This is a genomic window from Streptantibioticus ferralitis (assembly GCF_029223525.1).
Lineage (GTDB): Bacteria > Actinomycetota > Actinomycetes > Streptomycetales > Streptomycetaceae > Streptantibioticus_A > Streptantibioticus_A ferralitis.
Genome location: NZ_JARHTQ010000041.1, coordinates 17916 through 36017, shown reverse-complemented (window position 1 = coordinate 36017; position 18102 = coordinate 17916). Strand labels below are relative to the sequence as shown.

12 protein-coding genes are annotated in these 18102 nt (G+C 69.2%); 2 read left to right on the top strand and 10 right to left on the bottom strand.

The window, feature by feature from the left end; genetic code table 11:
* Positions 1 to 43: 43 nt before the first annotated feature.
* A complete protein-coding gene (locus tag P2L57_RS35565) occupies positions 44 to 2356 on the bottom strand; it encodes an MMPL family transporter (protein WP_275821870.1) in 2313 nt (770 codons plus the stop codon).
* Positions 2357 to 2523: 167 nt separating this feature from the next.
* Here P2L57_RS35565 and P2L57_RS35560 point away from each other — a divergent pair, with 167 nt between their 5' ends.
* Positions 2524 to 3417 (top strand): acyl-CoA thioesterase, encoded by an 894-nt coding sequence (locus P2L57_RS35560; RefSeq protein ID WP_275821868.1) that lies wholly within the window; start codon positions 2524 to 2526, stop codon positions 3415 to 3417.
* 25 nt (positions 3418 to 3442) lie between these two features.
* Here P2L57_RS35560 and P2L57_RS35555 read toward each other — a convergent pair whose 3' ends face one another.
* The 4 genes from P2L57_RS35555 to P2L57_RS35540 all read right to left on the bottom strand — a co-directional run bounded on the left by P2L57_RS35555 (position 3443) and on the right by P2L57_RS35540 (position 10870).
* Complete coding sequence (locus tag P2L57_RS35555; protein WP_275821865.1) at positions 3443 to 4204, bottom strand: SDR family oxidoreductase; 762 nt, start codon at positions 4202 to 4204, stop codon at positions 3443 to 3445.
* A complete protein-coding gene (locus P2L57_RS35550; RefSeq protein WP_275821863.1) occupies positions 4201 to 5628 on the bottom strand; it encodes a coproporphyrinogen-III oxidase family protein in 1428 nt (475 codons plus the stop codon). The genes P2L57_RS35555 and P2L57_RS35550 overlap by 4 nt, the downstream gene beginning before the upstream one ends.
* A gap of 35 nt (positions 5629 to 5663) precedes the next feature.
* Positions 5664 to 9611, bottom strand: a complete 3948-nt coding sequence (locus tag P2L57_RS35545) for a type I polyketide synthase (protein WP_275821861.1) — start codon at positions 9609 to 9611, stop codon at positions 5664 to 5666.
* A 632-nt stretch (positions 9612 to 10243) separates the two neighbouring features.
* Positions 10244 to 10870, bottom strand: a complete 627-nt coding sequence (locus tag P2L57_RS35540) for an isochorismatase family protein (RefSeq protein WP_275821859.1) — start codon at positions 10868 to 10870, stop codon at positions 10244 to 10246.
* Between the two features lie 214 nt (positions 10871 to 11084).
* Between P2L57_RS35540 and P2L57_RS35535 the strand changes: the two genes are divergently transcribed.
* Positions 11085 to 11564, top strand: coding sequence for a MarR family winged helix-turn-helix transcriptional regulator (locus P2L57_RS35535; RefSeq protein WP_275821857.1), 480 nt, complete (start codon positions 11085 to 11087; stop codon positions 11562 to 11564).
* Positions 11565 to 11996: 432 nt separating this feature from the next.
* Here P2L57_RS35535 and P2L57_RS35530 read toward each other — a convergent pair whose 3' ends face one another.
* From P2L57_RS35530 to P2L57_RS35510, 5 genes are read right to left on the bottom strand one after another with little or no spacing between them, the layout of a single operon-like run.
* Positions 11997 to 13427: an MATE family efflux transporter gene (locus tag P2L57_RS35530; protein WP_275821854.1), complete on the bottom strand. Its 1431-nt coding sequence runs from the start codon at positions 13425 to 13427 to the stop codon at positions 11997 to 11999.
* Between the two features lie 8 nt (positions 13428 to 13435).
* On the bottom strand, positions 13436 to 14464 hold the full coding sequence (locus tag P2L57_RS35525; protein WP_275821852.1) for a cysteine synthase family protein: 1029 nt from the start codon (positions 14462 to 14464) through the stop codon (positions 13436 to 13438).
* A gap of 32 nt (positions 14465 to 14496) precedes the next feature.
* On the bottom strand, positions 14497 to 15870 hold the full coding sequence (locus P2L57_RS35520; RefSeq protein WP_275821850.1) for a type III PLP-dependent enzyme domain-containing protein: 1374 nt from the start codon (positions 15868 to 15870) through the stop codon (positions 14497 to 14499).
* Positions 15861 to 16886, bottom strand: a complete 1026-nt coding sequence (locus P2L57_RS35515) for an ornithine cyclodeaminase family protein (protein WP_275821848.1) — start codon at positions 16884 to 16886, stop codon at positions 15861 to 15863. Before P2L57_RS35515 ends, P2L57_RS35520 begins: the two co-directional genes overlap by 10 nt.
* Before the next feature lie 26 nt (positions 16887 to 16912).
* The gene (locus tag P2L57_RS35510) at positions 16913 to 17905 is read right to left on the bottom strand and encodes a TauD/TfdA family dioxygenase (protein WP_275821846.1); all 993 of its coding nucleotides are present in this window, start codon (positions 17903 to 17905) and stop codon (positions 16913 to 16915) included.
* Positions 17906 to 18102 lie beyond the last annotated feature (197 nt).

The following is an 18102-nucleotide window of genomic DNA, read 5'->3' as shown; positions in this document are numbered from 1 at the left end:
CGCGGTGGCCAGGTCACCTGAACCTGCCGCACTCACCTACCGGTCAGTCCGGTGGGAGTCTGTCGAGGGCCGCGTCGCGAGGCTGTGCGCCTGCGTGTCCGGCTGACTCGGAACCGCTGTCCGCGGCGCTCTCGCGCAGACCGATACGGTCGTGGAGGCGGCGCAGCGGCCTGGGGGCCCACCAGTTGGCTCGTCCGGCCAGCCGCATGAAGGAGGGCACCAGTACGGCACGGACCAGTGTCGCGTCCAGCACAACCGCCAGCGCCAGGCCGACGCCGAGCAGCTTCAGCAGCGTCACTCCGGAGACGGCGAAGACGAACAGCACCACGGCGACGATGACCGCCGCGGCTGTGATGATCCGCCCGGTGTGCTGAAGGCCGAAGGCGACCGACTCCGTGTTGTCTCCGGTGTCCAGATACCGCTCGCGGATCCGGGAGAGCAGGAACACCTCGTAGTCCATGGAGAGTCCGAAGGCCACACAGAAGGTCAGGATCGGGATGGTCGCGTCCAGCGTGCCGGTGTGCAAAGGGCTGCCCACCAGGAACGACAGGTGTCCCTCCTGGAAGACGAACACCATCGCCCCGAAGGTGGCGCTGAGGCTGAGCGTGTTGAGCGCGAGCGCCTTGACCGGCATCAGCACGCTTCCGGTGAACAGGAAGAGCAGCACCAGTGAGGCGCCCACCACGATCCCGATCGCCGCCGGAGTGGCCCGGGCGATGGCCGAGGTGCTGTCCCTGACCTCGGCGGCCTGTCCGCCCACCGACACCCGGGCGGGGGGCTCCGCCCCGCCCGGCGGCGTCACCTTCCGCAGTCGGCCGACCAGATCGGTGCCGGCGGGCGAGTCCGGCTCCGCCGAGGAGACCACGGAGAGCAGCGAGCTGTCGGCGTCAGCGAGTGCAGCATTCGCCGGGCCCGGGTCCTGGATGCGGCGACCGTCGGCGTAGGTACCGGTCGTTGCGGTCACCTGCCGAACGCCGGGCACGGCGGACACCGAGCGGGCGTAGCGGTCCAGATCGCGGGCCCGGTCGCGCCCCATGCCCTCCACCACCACCGGGACGGTGCGCAGCACGCTCGCGTCGAAGCGGTCGCGCAGCAGTTGCGTGGCGCGGTGCACCTGGGAGTCGGCGGGCAGGGAGCGGTCGTCGAAGAGGCCGGCGGAGACCCGGGTGAAGGGCGATGCGAGGACGGCCAGCAGCACCACCACGGCGCCGCCGTAGAGTGCCGGACGGCACATCACCGCTGTGGCGAACCGGTACCAGCGCCCGTCGGCGGGGTCTGCTGCCGGGCCCGTCGTACGGAAGGCTGCCCGCCGCGCCGGACCCCGCAGCCGGGCGAAGACGTCGTAGCGGTTGACCCGGTGGCCGAGGACGGCGAGCAGAGCGGGCAGGACGAAGACCGCCCCCGCAGCCGCGGAGAGCACCACCGCGATGCCGCCGTAGGCGAAGGACCGCAGGAAGAACTGAGGGAAGACCAGCAGGCCGGTGAGCGACAGGGCCACGGTGAGCGCGGAGAAGGCGACCGTCCGCCCAGCCGTGCGCACGGTGGGGCGCAGCGCCTCCCGGACGGTGGCGCCATCGCGCAGTTCCTCCCGGAAACGGGCGAGGATGAACAGGCTGTAGTCGATGGCGAGGCCGAGACCTAGCGCAGTCGTGGAGTTCATCGAGTACACGGAGATCGACACGGCACCCGCCAGGGCGTTCAGCACGGCGCGGCTCACCAGGATCGACAGCAGTGCGATGACCAGCGGCAGGGCGGCGGCCACCGCGCTGCCGAAGACCAGCAGAAGGAGGACAAGGGTGATCGGAGTGGAGATCGCCTCGGCGAGCAGCAGGTCGTGTGCGGTCTGCTTGCCCACCTCCGACTGCACCTGCGCGGGACCGGCCGCCATGACCGTCTGCCCCTCCGCGTGCCGTCGGATCTCCGGCACCAGCCGCTCGGCGGTCTTCGCCCGGGCGTCCTCGTCGCCGCTCAGGGAGAGCGAGATGAGCCCGACGGCGCCGTCACGGGAGCGCATCGAGGGTGCTCGCCCCGCCGTCCAGTACGAGGTGGCGGCTCGTACGCCCGGGGTCTGCGCGGCGCGCCGGGTGAGCGCGGTGCCGAGGGACGTCATCGCCGGCGAGTCGACCGAGCCGGTACCCCGCACCAGCAGCACCAAGTCGTCGCCGGCGGCCGGGAAGTGCTCGGACACCAAGCGGCCGGCGCGGGAGGACGGCGCGTCGGGGTCGGAGAACCCGCCGTGGACCAGCCGGTGTTCCACGCCGAGACCACCGATCCCGGCCAGAACGAGTACGACCGTGCTCACCCACAGCGCAGCGACGCGCCGCCGGTACAGCAGCGCGCTGACGCGGTCGAACATGATGGGCCTCCCGGGCCGGGTACCAACCGTGTTTCCGACATACCGCACATGCCCACGTCCTGTCACGCGGGCAACTCGGGCTGCTTGCCCCCGATTCGATTGATTGGCGAGGCTGCGACGGCGATACTGGCTCCCGAATCCGGGAGCGCCGATGCGAAGTGGGGCCCATGGATCAGGAACACACCCTGCTGGACCTGCTCGGCCTGCTCGATCTCGACCCGGACCCGGACGACGGGGATCATTTCCTCGGGCGGCCTTCCCTGGGGCAGTCCTCCCCGGTGTACGGAGGGCATATGGCCGGTCAGGCGCTGGCCGCCGCCGGCCGCACGGTCTCCGCCGAACTGCCCGTGCACTCCGTGCACTGTTCCTTCGTGCGGCCCGCGTTGCCGGCCATCCCCTTCGGCTACGGGGTCGAACGCGTGAGGGACAGCACCGCGTTCGCCACCCGCCGGGTCCGCGCGACTCAGCATGGCCGGGAGGTGTTCGCCCTGACCGCTTCCTTCCACCGCCCCGAGCCGGGCCTCACCCATCAGGATCCGATGCCGCGGGTCCCGGACCCGGAGGACCTGCCGACCTTTGAGGACCGGCTGACCACGGCGTTCGGCGAAGTCATGCGCCCGCTCGGGAATCCTTACGAGCTGCGCTTCGTCGGACCGTTGAGCTTCGACATGGAAAAGGACCCATCGCTTGCGTCCCCCCGGACCCAGGTTTGGGTGCGCGTCAAGGGCGAGTTGCCCGCCGAGGCGGCCGTCGGCCGTGAACACCTGCTTCATGCGTGCCTGTTGGCGTACCTCTCCGACGTCACCATGCTCGAGACGGTCCTGGTCCGGCACGGGATCTCGTGGCTCCGTGCGAGCGGGAGGAGCATCGACCACACCCTGTGGCTCCACCGCCCCTTCCGCGCGGACGACTGGCTGCTCTGCGCACACGAGTCCCCGGCCGCCTTCGGAGGACGGGCACTCGTCCTCGGTCGCGTCTTCACCCGCGACGGCGTCCTGGTCGCCACCCTCGCCCAGGAGGGCCTGCTCCGCGTGAGCGGCGGCCAGGAGGACGTCGGTTGAGGGATCCCACGCCCCGTAGGGGTGCCTACAAGACCAGGCCACCGGAGATCTCGATGACCTGCCCGGTGATGTAGCGGGCCTTCTCGGACGCGAGGTAGCACACCAGGTGTGCCACGTCGTCCGGCGAGCCGAAGGCATGACTCGGGATCAGGGATTTCAGGAACTCGGCCTTGTCTTCCGGTATCGCGGCGGTCATGTCGGTCTCGATGAGCCCCGGGGCGACGGCGTTGACGGTGACGCCCCGTGCACCGATCTCCTTGGCCAACGACTTGGTGAAGCCGATCACCCCGGCCTTGGCGGCGGCGTAGGCCGTTTGGCCGGGGACACCGTGCAGCCCGGTGGAGGAGGTGATGTTGATGACGGCGCCGCCGCGCTGTTTCACCAGGGGCATCAGCAGGGGCCGGGTGACGGTGTACATGCTGTCGAGGTTGGTGCCGATGACCTCGTGCCACTGCTCGGGGCGCATGCGGGCGAACAGGGCGTCGCGGGTGATGCCTGCGTTGTTGACGAGGACGTCCAGTCGGCCCAAGCGGTCCAGGGCCTCGGTGGCGAAGCGTTCGGCTTCCCCGCCGTCGGCCACGTCGGCCTGCAACGCGCTGCACTGCCGGTCCGGGTGGGCGGCGCGCAACTCGTCGACCAGAGTGCTCGCCCGCTTCTCGTCGCTGTGGTAGCCGAAGACGACGTCGGCGCCCTGTGCCAGCGCCAGCCGCACGATCGCGGCGCCGATGCCCCGCGAGCCGCCAGTGACGACACAGCCACGGCCCGCCAGGGGAAGGTTGTCTGTCACTGTCCACCCCGGGAGGCCGCAACGGGCCGGCGGGCCCCCTTCTTGCGCTGCGCGGCCTCCTCGCGCAGCTCGCGGTAGCGCTCCTCGGCGATCAGGGTGGAGATCATGGGGGCGTAGAACGGGCCGTCGCCGACGAGTTGGATCCGCTCCGGAGTGATCTGCGCGTAACCCCGTTCGGCCAGTGCGTCCCAGACGGTGGCGAACTTCTCGTAGATGTCGAGGCCGAAGCCGACGCGGTAGCGGGTCCGGTCGATCTCCGTGCCGATGAGGCTGCGGAAGAGCACCGTCAGCAGGAAGTCCTCGGGGGTGTGTTGGAAGCCCCGCTCGATCGGGAACCGGCCGTTGTCCACCGCCTCCTTGTACTTCGCGAGGTTCTGGTGGTTGATGAACGACCACGATCGGCCCGGCGGGAGCGCGGGGTTGCCGAAGAAGGTGATCGCTGCGTAGCCGAGCCCGAGAGCGTCCACACGCTCAAGGCGTGGGCTGTAGCCCTCGCGGAAGTCACGGCTCGCGGGGTCGCCGGGGCGGCGGAAGTTGTACGTCGACAACTGCTCGTAGCCGTGGTCGAGCAGGAAGTCGCGCCCCGCCCGGTACATCTCCAGGTTGGCCAGGGTGCTGGGCAGCTCGTGGAAGCGGTTGAGCGCGAAGTCGGTCGGCCCGCCGACGTTCAGCTCGTAGTGGGTGATGTCGTAGACGTCCCAGGAGATCAGCGTCTCCAGGTCCTCCAGCATGGTGTCCACGGTCTGCTGGGGCCAGCCGAAGATCAGGTCCACGTTGGCGGCCAGGCCGAGTTCGCGGGCCCATTCCAGGCTCTGGATGACGTGCTTGGTCGTCTGTTTGCGTCCGCTGAAGCTGTTGAGCCGTTCGTTGATCTGCTGGACGCCCATGCTGATCCGGTTCATGCCGGAGTCGCGGATCGCCTGCATCTTCTCCCAGGAGAAGAGCTGGGGGATTCCCTCCAGGGTGAGGTCCGCCTCTTCCCGGATGTCCGGGAAGAGACGACGCACCATGTCCATCAGCCCGTGGTAGACGGGGGCCTTGTACAGGTTCGAGGTGCCCCCGCCGAAGTACGCCCCGGCGAGGACGGAACCCTCCATCTGCCCCCGGTACAACTCGGCTTCGCGTTCCACGTAGCCGTAGTAGTCCTCCAGGGCGGCATTGCCCCGGAACTCCTCGACGGGAAACAGGCAGTACCCGCACTTTCCGGGATCAGTCTGGATGCAGTACGGGACGCCGACGTACAAGAACACCGGGGAGGGGCCGTCCGCTTCACGCAGACGACGGCGGTCCTCGGCGATCTCGTCGATGGGCACGGACAGTTCGTTCCAGAACCGCGGCGACGGGAAGCCGTGCTGGATCTTGTTGACCTGGCGTTGGCCGAGATGGCTGTCGAGGTGGCTGTTGACGTAGTCGGGGCTTAACACGATTACTGACACTTCCCCTCAGTGGGAGGCGGGCTTCAGGAGGCCGCCGGGTCGGTGACTGCACCGTCGTCGGCCGGATCCGCCAGGATCACGCGCTGGAGCAGGTACTCCGCCAGTTCCTCGATGCTCTGATACTCCAGTGCCTCCATCGCCTTGAAGCGGAAGTCGAGCTTCTCCTGGATGCGACGCTGGAGTTCGGTGATGCTCAGGGAGTCGAGGCCGATCTCCAGCAGGGCCAGGGAGGGGTCGAGAGCGTGGATGTCGATCTCCAACTCGGCCGACATCCGCCCGAGGGTGTCGATGATCTCGTCGGTGAGCCAGTCGATGACCACCTGCCGGCGTTCCCCGGCAGGGCGGGGCTCGACGCGCTCCCGCAGTGCCCGCCGCGAGTCGCCGCTCTCCCGGGAGCGAGCGTCGGCCGGTGCGGCCGGGACCGCCGAGGTGTCCGTCAGCGAGGCGATGCGCCGGAACTCGATGTCCTCGAGGTCCGCGAGAACGGACCCGGTGTCGTCCAGGACACGCAACTGGGCCGTGAACGCGGTCCCGTTGGCGTTGGGCCGCAGCCGGACGTGACCCCAGATCTGGTCGGGAATCGGACCGTACAGCATCATCCGTCCGACGGCGACCGGGACGTAGGCGCCCTTGGCCGCGCCGTCGCGGGCCGCGGCGGCGGTCAGGTGCAGACAGCCGTCGAGCATGGTGGCGAACCCGTGCTCGTGGCCCACGCGGGACGCACCGTCGGGAGCGGCCGTGATCCGGCCGAGTGCCTGGCCTGCCGCCTCGCCGAGCCACAGCTCGCGGACGGTGGAGAAGCTCGCGCCGTACTCCAGGCCGTCCTCCCGCAACAGCCCGTAGAGCCGTGCGGGTGCGAGCGCCGTGGGCAGCTCAGCGCGCAGTTCCTCGGGACGCATCCCGGAGCGGCCCTGCTGCCGGGTCGGTCCGACCTTCCCGCGGCAGTACCGGGGCAGGCCGTCCCCGTCGCCCCCGGCCACGGTGAACCGGAAGCCACCGTCCGTTGCGGGACCGTCGCCTTCCAGGTCCACCTGGATGCCGCTGCTCCTGCCTGGAGCCAGGACGAGGGGCCGCATGAAGTCGATATCGGTCAGCTCGACCGGCGTCGGGGAGTGGCCGTTGGCGGAGGCGTAGGCGTCCACGACCAGTTCCAGGTAGCCGGTGGCCGGGAAGACGGTCGCCCCCAGGATGCGGTGGTCCGCCCACGGCGTGCCGGGTACCAGCTCATGTCGGCGGACCGTCCGCCGCGGCTCGGGCTCGGCCGCGGGCGGCGTGGACGTGGACGGCGCGGTTGCCGTCCGGGGCCGAGGAGCCGCTTGCGGCGTGGATCCCACCCAGTAGCGGTCCCTGCGGAACGGGTACAGCGGGGCGGACGGGGTACGGCGGTGGCGCGGGCCGCCGTAGAGCGCAGGCAGGTCGACGGTGGCACCCGCCGTGAACAGGGCGCCCGCGGTGGCAAGGAGGTTGCGCACGTCCCGCCGGTCGCGCAGGAGGGTGGGGATCACCGTCACGCCGGCGGTGCCGAACGCCTCCGGGACATACGCCCGCAGGGCGGGGTGCGGGCCGATCTCGACGACCACGCTGCACCCCAGGGCTGCCACCGCACGCATGCCGTCGTGGAAGCGGACCGGCCGGCGGGCCTGTTGGCTCCAGTACTCGGGTCCCTCGGCGCCGGTCAGGGACTCGGCCGTCACATCGGAGAACACCGGCACGGCCGGGGCGGTCGGGCGGAGTCCGGCGGCCGCCTTGCCCAGCTCGGGCAGGACCGGTTCCATCAACGGCGAGTGGAAGGCGTGGGACGTGCGCAGCCGGGTGGTCCGGCAGCCCTGGTCCTCGGCGAGGCGCGCCACCTCGTCCACGGCATCCGCCCGGCCCGAAACGACCACGGCGCGAGGGCCGTTGACCGCAGCGATGGAGACATCGGCCTCCCGCCCGGACACCCAGCCCTGCACGGCTCCCGGAGTCGCGGCGATGGCCAGCATCACTCCGTCGCGCGGGAGTTCGCCCATGAGTCGGCCGCGCAGCGCGCTGAAGCGGGCCGCGTCCTCCAGGGAGAGCATGCCGGCGACGCACGCGGCGACGACCTCGCCAATGCTGTGCCCGACCATCGCGTCCGGGACGGCTCCCCAGGAGCGCAGCTGGGTGGCGAGCGCGTACTCGGCGGCGAACAGCGCCGGTTGGGCCAGGCGCGTGTCGTCGAGCACTTCGGGGGACTGCTCCTCGAACAGGATCTGCTTCAGTGGCACCGGCAGTTCGCCGTCGAGCAGTTCGGCGCACCGGTCGATGGCGGCGGCGAAGACCGGTTCGCTGTCGTACAGTTCGTGGGCCATACCGGGGTACTGCACGCCCTGACCGGTGAAGACGAACGCCGTCCTGACGGGCTTGGCCGGGTGTCCGCCGGTGACCGACGGAGGTGTCCGGCGGGTCCGCCACAGACGGAGGTCGTTGGCCATCTCGATGCCGCTCCGCCCGGTCACCGCGAGGCGGTGGCGGTGCGCGGCGCGCCCGGCGGCGGCGGTGAAGACGGCCTCCGGCAGGGTCTCCCGGTCGGTCCGGGACAGGTGTTCCGCCCAGCGCTCGGCGAGCTCGTCCAGGCTGGTGGCGGACTTGGCGGACAGCACCAGCAGCTCGGCCGGACGGGACTTCGGCCCGCCGGTGCCGCGCTGGGGCAGCGGTGCCTCCCGCAGGATGGCGTGGGCGTTGGTGCCGCTGTAGCCGAAGGAGTTGACGGCGGCCAGACGTGGGGCGTCACCCCGGGGCCAGGGCACGGGCTCCGTGGGAACCTCCACCACGGCGCCGTTCAGGTCGATCTTGGGATTCAGCCGGTCCAGGTGGACGCTGGGGTAGATGGTCTCGCGGTGCAGCGAGAGGGCGGCCTTGACCACACCCAGGAGGCCCGCTGGGGCTTCGGTGTGCCCGAAGTTGCTCTTCACCGAGCCGACGTAGAGCGGTCGGTCCGGGGCACGGTCGTGGCCGTACAGGTTGGCGATGGCGCCCATCTCGATGGGGTCGCCGACCGGGGTTCCGGTGCCGTGGGCCTCGACGTAGCCGATCTGGGCGGGATCGACACCGGTGCGGGAGAGCACGGTGCGGATCACCCGCTCCTGGTTCCCTCCGTTGGGAGCGGTCAGCGCGGGTGTGTGCCCGTCGTGGTTGATCGCGGTGCCGACGATGCTGGCCAGGATGGGATCACCGCGCTCCTCGGCGAGAGACTGACGGCGCAGCAGCACGGCCACACAGCCCTCGCTGCGGACGTAGCCGTCCGCCTTCGCGTCGAACGCGCGGCACTGCCCGCTGCGGGAGAAGAGGCCCACTTTGCAGAAGGCGATGTGCGCTTCGGGGTTGAGGATCAGATTGACCCCGGCCACGACCGCCGCGTCGCACTCGCCGGTGAGAATGGACTGCCGCGCCAGGTGCAGGGCGACCAACGACCCGGAACAGGCGGTGTCGACCGCGAAACAGGGCCCTTGCAGGTCGAGGAAGTGGGCGATGCGCCCGGCGCTGATGCTGGTCGCGTCGCCCATCGCGTCATAGGCGGTGATGCCGTTGAATCCCTCGGTGTCGTGCTTGAGGACGCAGTAGTTGTTGGTGTTCATCAGCGCCAGGAAGACGCCGGTGTTGCTTCCTCTGATTTCGTCCGGGTTCTGCGCTGCGTGCTCCAGGGCGTGCCACACGGTCTGCAGGAGCAGGCGTTGTTGCGGATCCATGCGGACCGCCTCGGCGTCCGAGATCCCGAAGAACGCCGCGTCGAACCGGTCGATGTCGTCGACGAATCCGCCGTGGCGGACGTAGGTCTTGCCCGGGGCCAAGGGGTCGGGGTCGTAGAACTCGTCCACGTCCCACCGGCTGGGCGGGATCTCTTCGACACAGTCCCGCCCGTCCCGCAGGACCGCGTGAATATCGTCCAAACCATGCACTTTACCGGGGAGTGCGCACCCGATTCCCACTAATGCTACGGGCTCAGCATCCATGCATAATCCCCCTTCGGTGTACCGGAGGCCATGCCAGCACTGCAATCCAGGAAGTGATCACGGCCTGATACAGCATCGATTGCGGAACGCCCAGAACTTTTAGTTCCGGGTTCTCAAGTATCGATGAATCACAACTCTGCGCATACATACTGGCAGAATTCTCGCGCAGCTCACCCTCGCAAGGCTAGGGCGCCGGTCAGTAAACAGTCAAGGAGCGTTCAACTACGGGAGTGACTCCAGAGAAATTACGAGAATCCTGCAGCCCTTGTTGGCCGAATGCTTCGAGTTGCGAAAGCCGGCTTCTCACCAGCAGCGCCAACAAGTCGTTGCCTCAGGTTCTGGCCTCCGCTGAGCACATTGCGACGGGCTGAAGTATGGCCACGCACTCACGCACTCCACGTGATGTTTCACCCATAGCACGACAACCGCATCCCCTCGGCCAGCCCTGACGCGGCCCACAGCGTGGTCTCATTTCCTGGATTCGACCCGGCCGCCGCATCAACCCGCGGCCCGGCACCATAACCATGGATCGATGAGCGCCCCTAATCAGAGCGTACGCTGGGAAACATCCGGTATCGGAATTCCACACACATCCGAAGGGAGCGCACCCGGAGGTCCCGCGCGGCATGGGGCTACGCCTGGTAGGCCGCGGAGATCTGGCCGACCAGGACGGCGAAGGGCATGTCCAGGGCGGCGTAGACCGCGCCGGCCTCGGGGGCTGCGTTGTCGGCGAGGGCCTCGACCATGAGCGTGGCGTAGTCGCTGACGACGACGCCCGCCTGCTGCATGCGCAGCAGTCCGGCGTCGCGCTTGGCCTGGCTGAAGGTGCCGGACGCGTCCACGGCCACGTACGCGTCGTATCCGGCGGCGGTCGCGGAGTAGGCGGGCAGGGCCGCGCACACCTCCAGCGACACCCCGGCGAAGATCAACTTCCGCCGGCCGGTGGCCTCGATGGCCTCACGGACCCGGTCGTCGTGCCAGGCGTTGACCGTGCTGCGGTCGATGATCTCCTGCCCGGCAGGCAGGGCCTCGACCAGTTCGGGAGTGGTCGGCCCCCACATGCTCCCGGCCGCGGTGGTGGTGACGACCAGCGGGATGTCCAGCGCGGTCGCCGCCCGCGCGAGGGCCGCCACATTGTGCTTCAGCTCGCCGAGAGGGATGTCCCGCACTCCGGACAGGAGTCCGACCTGGTGGTCCACCAGCACCACGGCGGCGTTCTCCCGGGTGATGGACTCCAGGAACTTGCTGCGCTCACTCATCTTCCGCCCCTTCGGGGTTGGGTCACGACCGTTTTAGTCACCAAACTTGATAGTCAAGTTTAGTGACGACTTGAAAGCTATACATCCCCACCCCGGAACGCAAGAGCCACCTGGTGACGGGCCGCAGGGCGGCGGCGCCGGGACCGACGGGCGGCCGACTAAGATCGCCGGTCACACAGCGCAGCGGCGGACGCCCGCCGGGAAAGGAGGGGACGTGGCTGGGCCACAGACCACTGAAATGGACATCGGCGTGCTCGCTGCCCGGGTGCTGTTCTCCGTCCAACGCGAGCTGTACGCGTCACTCGCCGAGCGCGGCTTCGACGACATTCAGCCCCGCACCGGCGCCGTCCTTGCCTACCTGCGCCCCGAGGGCATACGCGCCAGCGAACTGGCCCAAGCCTCCGGACAGCACAAACAGGTCATCGGCACCCTCATCGACGACCTGGAGCGCCTCGGCTACGTCGAGCGCAGGCCCGACCCCGCCGACCGTCGCGCCAAACTGATCTGTCCCACCGACCGCGGCGTGCTCCAGATGGAGACCGCCACCGCCATCATGCGCGCGATCGAAGATCGCCACGCCCAGGCACTGGGTGAACAGCAATACGCCGCCTTCAAATCGACACTCGCCCGCGTCGCCGACCTCCAACGCCAAGCCCAGCTCGCTACCACGCCCACGCGGCCCCCGGCGAAGTAGCCCGTCAGAGCCGGCCGGGGCTGGGGGCAACACCGGCATCGGGGACCCCGTCGGCAACATGGCCCGTTGCGGGTCGGCCACGCCGACTGACGCGCCCACGAAGGCGACGGCGAGCGTGTCGGCGCGGCCTGTCCAGCGGTGCAGGTGATCAGGATGGCCTACAACAACTGCCGGGCGCCGGCCGACTCGACTCGGCCCCGCACCCAGCGCCTGGAGCAGAGCCCGTCCCCCGAGCACGCGGCCCGGCATGCGGTGGCCGCAGAGCTCCCTGGGCGCCCTCAACCCCGCCCGCTCCCATCGGCGCTGCCCTCGCCCGCGCTTCCCAGGACATGTGGGGCTGGAGGTGTTCCCACTCGGTCACCTTCAGATGCCGATCGTCTGTCGGCCTTCCCACTCCTCGTAGGTGGAGTTGACGCTGTGCTCTTGCCGCGGCTACCGAGCGACCGGGGCTTCCTTCTTGCTGGTCAGGGTGCTCAGCCCAGCTGCGTAGCGGCGCAGTAGCAGGACTGCGGTGGTGGCCAGACCGGTGAGCAGGCCGAGCCAGATGCCGAGAGTGTGGAGTCGTACCGCGTAGCCGAGCAGGCAGGCGGTGGGGAGACCGACGAGCCAGTAGCCGATGAGGGTGATGCGGAAGCCGCTCCTGGTGTCGTCGAGGCCGCGCAGCAGGCCGACGCCGATGTTCTGGGCGCAGTCGAAGAACTGCAGCACGGCTATGACGAAGAGGAGTTGGGCGGCTATGTGGACGGCCTTCTCGTCCGCGGCGGCGTTGGGGTCGAGGAAGGGGCGCAGGACCAGATGGGGCAGGGTGAGGTAGAGGACGGCGACGGTGGCCATGACGGTAGCGGCGCATGCCAGCGCGGTGTTCTTGATGCGCTGGGCTACCTCGATGCGGCCGAGGGCGAGTTCGCGGCTGACGTTGATGGAGGCGGCGTGGGAGAGGCCCACGGCGATCTGGAAGACGATGTAGACGAGTTGGTTGACGGCGGTGTGGGCGGCGAGGGCGGCTCCGCCGAAGCTGCCGACCATCAGGGCGGTGACGGAGAAGAATCCGGCTTCCGAGCCGTAGGTGGCGGCGATGGGTACGCCGAGCCCGATGAGTCTGCGCACGACGGCGCGGTCGGCCTTGGTGATGTTCAGGCTCAGCATCGGGGCCAGGACCGGGTCCTTCTTCGCGGACAGGTACAGGGCGAGGAAGGAGAGCAGGTAGACCAGGGTGGTGGCGACACCGATGCCGGGCAGGCCGAGTTCGGGCAGACCCCATGTGCCGTGGATCAGTGCCCAGTTGAGGCCCGCGTTGACGGCGACCGAGGCGATGGTGATCTGGAGCAGTGCCTGCGGGCTTCGCATGCCGACGGTGAACTGGCGGATGGCCTGGAACCACAGGCAGGGGATGAGTCCAGGTGCCAGGGCCAGCAGCATGGTCTGCGCTCGGTTGACGACGTCGGCTTCCTGTCCCAGCCAGGTGAGGCATTGGCCGATGAGGAGCATGAGGATGCTGCCGACCACGCCTGCGAGCGTGGCCAGTGCCAGGCTCGCTCGGACGATACCGCGAACCTGTTCTTCGGCCGCGTACCTCTTGGCACCGTCACGGTCCGGTTCGTTTTCGGTGCTCTGTGCGTGTGCGGAGGCGGCGGCGATCTGGTTGCCGACGGAGGTGACCAATCCAACGCCCATGGTGCGGAGTTGGTTGAAGATGACGACGGCGAGGCCGCCTGCCGCGAGGTCTGTCGTGCTGAGTAGGCCCATCATCACGGTGTCGGTGGTGGTGAGAGCCACCTGGGCGAGCTGGGTGAGGATGAGGGGGACAGCGAGGACGGCCAGGGCGCGGCTGTCGCGGAGGAGAGCGGTCGGCTTCGGTTGCATGGAGGGTGTCAGTCCCTGCGGAGCTTGGCGAGAGTTTCGTCGATCTCGCGATCCACGGCGGGATCGATGAGGTTGCGGGCGTTCATCCAGTCGTCGTCGAAGACGGTGTCCAGGTACTTCTCGCCACCGTCGTTGACCAGGGCGACCATGGTGGTCTCGGGCGGCAGGTCGGCCAGCCGGGTCAGCGCTTCGTGGACGACGCCGCCCGCGGATCCGCCGATCAGCACGCCGGTTCTGCGGGCGATGGCGCGGGCGGTGGCGAACGCCTCGATGTCGCCGACCTTCACGCCCTCGTCGATGAGGTCGAAGTCGACCAGGGCACCGATCTCGGCGCCTTCGGGAGTGCCGGTGCCGGACTGGTAGTAGTCGTGCGCGGGGCCGCCGAAGGCGATGGACCCCTTGGGCTCGACGCCGATGGTGGTGAAGTCGGGTATGAGCTTGCGCAGTTCGCGGGTGGTGCCGCACAGGCAGCCGCCGGTGCCGACGGCGCCGATGAGGATGTCGATCCGCCCGCCCAGGGCCTGGTGGAGTTCATGGGCGACGGGAAAGTAGCCGACGGCGTTGCTGGGATTGTTGTGCTGCTCGGTGAAGATGGTGTTTTCCTGCCCGCACGCCATCTGTTCGGCCAGTTCCTCGCGTGCTGCGGTGGCCAGTTCCTCGGTGCCGTCGTCGGTGACGTAGATGAGTTCCGCGCCGAGTGCCTTCATGCCGCGCAGTTTGTCGGCGCAGGCGTGGTTGTCGACGACGGCGGTGAAGGTGTAGCCGCGTTCGGCGGCGATGACCGCGAGACCGAGGCCGGTGTTGCCGGAGGTGGACTCGATGATCCGTCCGCCAGGGCGCAGTTGGCCGCGTGCCTCGGCGTCGAGGACCATCTGCCGGGCCATGCGGATCTTGGCGGTGCCGGTGGGGTTGTACATCTCCAGCTTCAGGAGCAGGCGACTGCCGTTGTCGGTTCGGCACAGTTCGAGCAGCGGTGTGTATCCGATGAGGTCGGATATCCGGGAGACCACGGCGGGGCGCGCCAGTGCCTCGTTCATGGCAGGGGACTCCTGTGGCAGGTGGGTGGGGGTCAGCATGGCGGGCGGCGGTCCAGACGCCACCGCGGTTGGCCGTCCGGGCGGTTGAGGACGACTTTGGGCGGCAGTGGCAGGTCGTGGAAGGAGGATTCGTTGGAGTCCATCTGGTATCCAGCGGTGTTGAGGTAGACAAGCAGGTCGCCAGGGGCCGGACGGGCGGACAGCGGGATCTTGCGCCAGGTGAGCATGTCGGACTCCAGACAGCTCGCCCCGCCGACGCAAGCCGGGAAGGTCGCACCCGCGTCGGCTGTCCCAGCGGGTGTGACCAGTACCGGCTCTGGAAGGTACTCGCTGTTGAACCACTGCTCTGACAGGCTCAGGCTGGTGCCGTCCACGGTGACGATCCCGTAGCCGTCACGGTCCTTGACGCCCTGGACCCGGAAGACGGATGCGCCGGCGCGGTTCAGGAGCGCTCGGCCCGGTTCCAGCAACAGGTGGATTCCGTGCTCCTTCAGCTGGGCCGCCAGGCTTCGTGTGCCGCCTTCGGGGGCGGTGGCCAGGACGGCGCGCAGCGCGTGGGCTCCGGCGACTGGTGAGTGGTACGGGTAGAAGTCGGCCACCGTGAACGCTTTGCCCGCGTGGTAGTGCTCCGGCCGCTGCGTGGTGACAAAGGCCTGCCAGTCGTCAGCCGACGTGTAGTCGACCGCGAAGCCACCACCGATGCTGATCCGGTCGGCCGGTAGCCCCATGGTGCGTGCCTTGAGGCAGAGGTCGACCAGATGTCCCGCGAGGTCGGCGCGCGGCCGCACGGCGTAGCCGGTCAGGTGGAAGCTGAACCCCTCCATGCGTACCGCGCGATCGGCCCGCACACAGCGTTCCAACCCCGCCCCCAGTTCGGCTTCGTTCATACCGAAACGGCTGTTCGGCTGCTGCGGAGGGAGCCGACGCAGCAGCAGCCGGGCGGGATGGGCAGCCCCGGCCGTGGCCAGTGCGATGAGCCGGTCGAGTTCGTCGAGCGAGTCGACCGCGATCAGGCAGCCCTGGAGCACGGCGATGCGCAGCAGATCGTCGCTCTTGGCGGGGCCGGTCACGACGATGTCGCCGCCGCGCACACCGTGGCCGAGGGTTTCGCGTAGTTCGCCGAGGCTGGCCACGTCCACGCCGGTGCCGCTGGTGGCGCAGTGCTCGATCCATGCGGCGGCCTTGTTGGCCTTCTTCGCGTAGTACACCTGTCCGTCCACCCCGGCCTCGTCCAACGCGGCCCGGAAGTCAGCGACGTTGTCGGCGAAACGCGCTGGGAGCAGGAAGTGGAAGGGGCCGCCGAAAGCGTGGGACAGCTCGTGGAGCAGGCCGCTGTCGAGGATCGCGTCCGTCTCCGGATCGGGCAGCGCGGGCAGAGTGGGAAGCCGTGCATCACTCACCGCCACAGCGGCACCCGCGTTCCCAGCCCCTGCGCGACGGCCAGTTGGGCGAAGCGGTGACCGAGCGCGATGTCGGTGACGACCAGGCCGCTGTTGTAGGCGAAGATGCGCTCCTTAGCTGAGCGGCGTCCCGCGGTGATACCGGCAATCACCGGCGGGAACTCGGTGTCGACGGCAGGGAGGTTGCCGTCGCCATCGGCCATGTCGGTACCGGTGACCTTCATCTGTGCCTCGCTGGTGGCAACCACCCGGTCCGCGCGGTGCAGTGCCGAGGGCGCCAGGCCGTGGCCGACGAGGATCGACAGGGTGCCGGGCCTCAGCCACTCGGCCTCCACGGCCGCCGGGGTGTGACCGCCCGCGGTGGCGACGATGATGTCGGCATCGGCGGCCGCGGCCCGCAGGTCGGCGACGATCTCCACGTCCCGCTCGGGAAAGTGGGCGCGCAGTTGTTCCCGTACGGCCGCGATCCCCTCGGAGTGGGTTCCGAACACCATCAGCCGGTCCAGGTCGGGCAGGGTGGTCAGCAGGAACGGCAGTGCCAGGCGGCCCTGGGTGCCGGTGCCGATCACCAGCGCAGCACGTGCTCCCGGGGCGGCGCATTCCCGGGCCAGCAGTGCCGAGACGGCGGGGGTGCGCAGGGAGCCGATCCGTGCGCAGTCCATCATCGCGATCGGCAGGCCGGTGGTGTCGTCGTAGAGGGTGAGTGAGGTGTAGTAGTGCTGCTCTCCACGGCCCTTGTCCAGGCCGTGCTTGTAGGAGGTCTTGATCGCGACGACGTCGCGGGAGCCGTCGCGGCCGAGCATCGCGTAGGAGACGGAGTGCCCGTCGGTCGGTTTGACGGTGAGTTTGCGGGGGTTGTCCGACTGGCCGGCGGCCAGGGTGCGGTAGGCGTTCTCCACGGTGTCCACGACATCGGCGAGAGTGATGTCGATGCCCGCCAGATCGCTCGCGGACAGTACGCGCAGGGTGGTGTCGTCGGCGGGTGTGTCCCGGTCGGCTGTGGCTGCGGTGGTCTGGCTCATGTCCGTCCTCGGTTCCTGGTGGGTCTTCAGGCGGTGTACGCCTCGATGGCGGCCTGGCCGTAGCCGTGCTCTTCGGCCTCGGCCAGCGGGCGGGTACGGCGTCCGGGGACATGCACCGAGGCGCGCTTGAGCCACCGGTCGGTGCCGTCGTAGCGGGCCTTGAACGGCACGCGACCGTGCACGACGAGGTCGTTGTCGACCACCAGGATCTCGCCCGGCGAAAGGCTCACCGCGACCGAGACGCGGGCCAGTTCGTCCTCCAAGCGCCGGTAGGCGGCACGGTGCGCGGGGGAAGCTTGTTCCATCGGGGTGTAGGCCGGGTCGAAGCGCAGGGTCAGACCGTCCGGGGAGTGCCACAAGGTAGGCACGTTCGGCGGCTGACCGTCGAAGCCCTGGGCTTCGGCGTAGGCGTCGTCGGGCAGAATCGGCAGCGCCGGCCGTGACAGCAGGGCGACATCGGCCTCGTCGAGCTTCACCTTGCGGATGCTGGCGGCGGTGGTGGCGATGTTGTCGTGGTTGCGCATGCAGCTGAGCATCAGCAGATGGGCACGGCCGGGATGGAAGGCGTCCTCGGTGTGCGGGCTGAGGAGCACGGCGCTGCTGGCGCCGGTCTGTTCCTCCTCATGACCGGCCGAGGGCACGATGTTGTGGACGAAGCGGCCGTCCTGCTGGCCTTCCCAGGCGATCGGGTTGCCCATGACCGTGGCGAGCAACAGCAGGGCGATGTCGTGTGCGGCGCCGCTGTCACCGGCGGTGGCCCAACTGGACGGGGTCGGGCCGATCGCGTCGCCGTCAACCTCCAGACCGCGCAGGACGAACAGGCCGTCGTCGGTGTCAACCGGGCGGCATTGGTGGCGAATTGGCTCACTGAGAGCCGTGGCGGCTTCGGCGACTCGGGCCAGCAGGTCGGGGGCGGTGGCGGAGGTGCCGAAATCGGCGAGGACCTGCTCGGCGGCCTCGCGGAGTTCGCGGACCGAGGCGGCATCGAGCTGGCGGACGGGGGCGACTCCCGTACTCATGGCGAGATCATCCGTTTCCGTTGGTAGGCAAGGGGACTCAGCCCCGGCGTGACGCGAACGCTCCAAGTGGCGGCAAGGCGGAGCAGGCTCAACGGCCTGTCCCAGGGCCCCATAGCGGGGATCGGCCGGTCGGTCGGCGTCAGCGGACGACGAGGAACCTATCCCGAAAATTTAGGTAAGGCAAACCTAAGTTCGAT

Excerpts from the sequence above, each read along its gene's own strand:
- P2L57_RS35565 (WP_275821870.1), bottom strand. The coding sequence starts at position 2,356 with ATGTTCGACCGCGTCAGCGCGCTGCTGTACCGGCGGCGCGTCGCTGCG.
- P2L57_RS35560 (WP_275821868.1), top strand. The coding sequence starts at position 2,524 with ATGGATCAGGAACACACCCTGCTGGACCTGCTCGGCCTGCTCGATCTC.
- P2L57_RS35545 (WP_275821861.1), bottom strand. The coding sequence starts at position 9,611 with ATGGATGCTGAGCCCGTAGCATTAGTGGGAATCGGGTGCGCACTCCCC.
- P2L57_RS35540 (WP_275821859.1), bottom strand. The coding sequence starts at position 10,870 with ATGAGTGAGCGCAGCAAGTTCCTGGAGTCCATCACCCGGGAGAACGCC.
- P2L57_RS35530 (WP_275821854.1), bottom strand. The coding sequence starts at position 13,427 with ATGCAACCGAAGCCGACCGCTCTCCTCCGCGACAGCCGCGCCCTGGCC.
- P2L57_RS35525 (WP_275821852.1), bottom strand. The coding sequence starts at position 14,464 with ATGAACGAGGCACTGGCGCGCCCCGCCGTGGTCTCCCGGATATCCGAC.
- P2L57_RS35515 (WP_275821848.1), bottom strand. The coding sequence starts at position 16,886 with ATGAGCCAGACCACCGCAGCCACAGCCGACCGGGACACACCCGCCGAC.
- P2L57_RS35510 (WP_275821846.1), bottom strand. The coding sequence starts at position 17,905 with ATGAGTACGGGAGTCGCCCCCGTCCGCCAGCTCGATGCCGCCTCGGTC.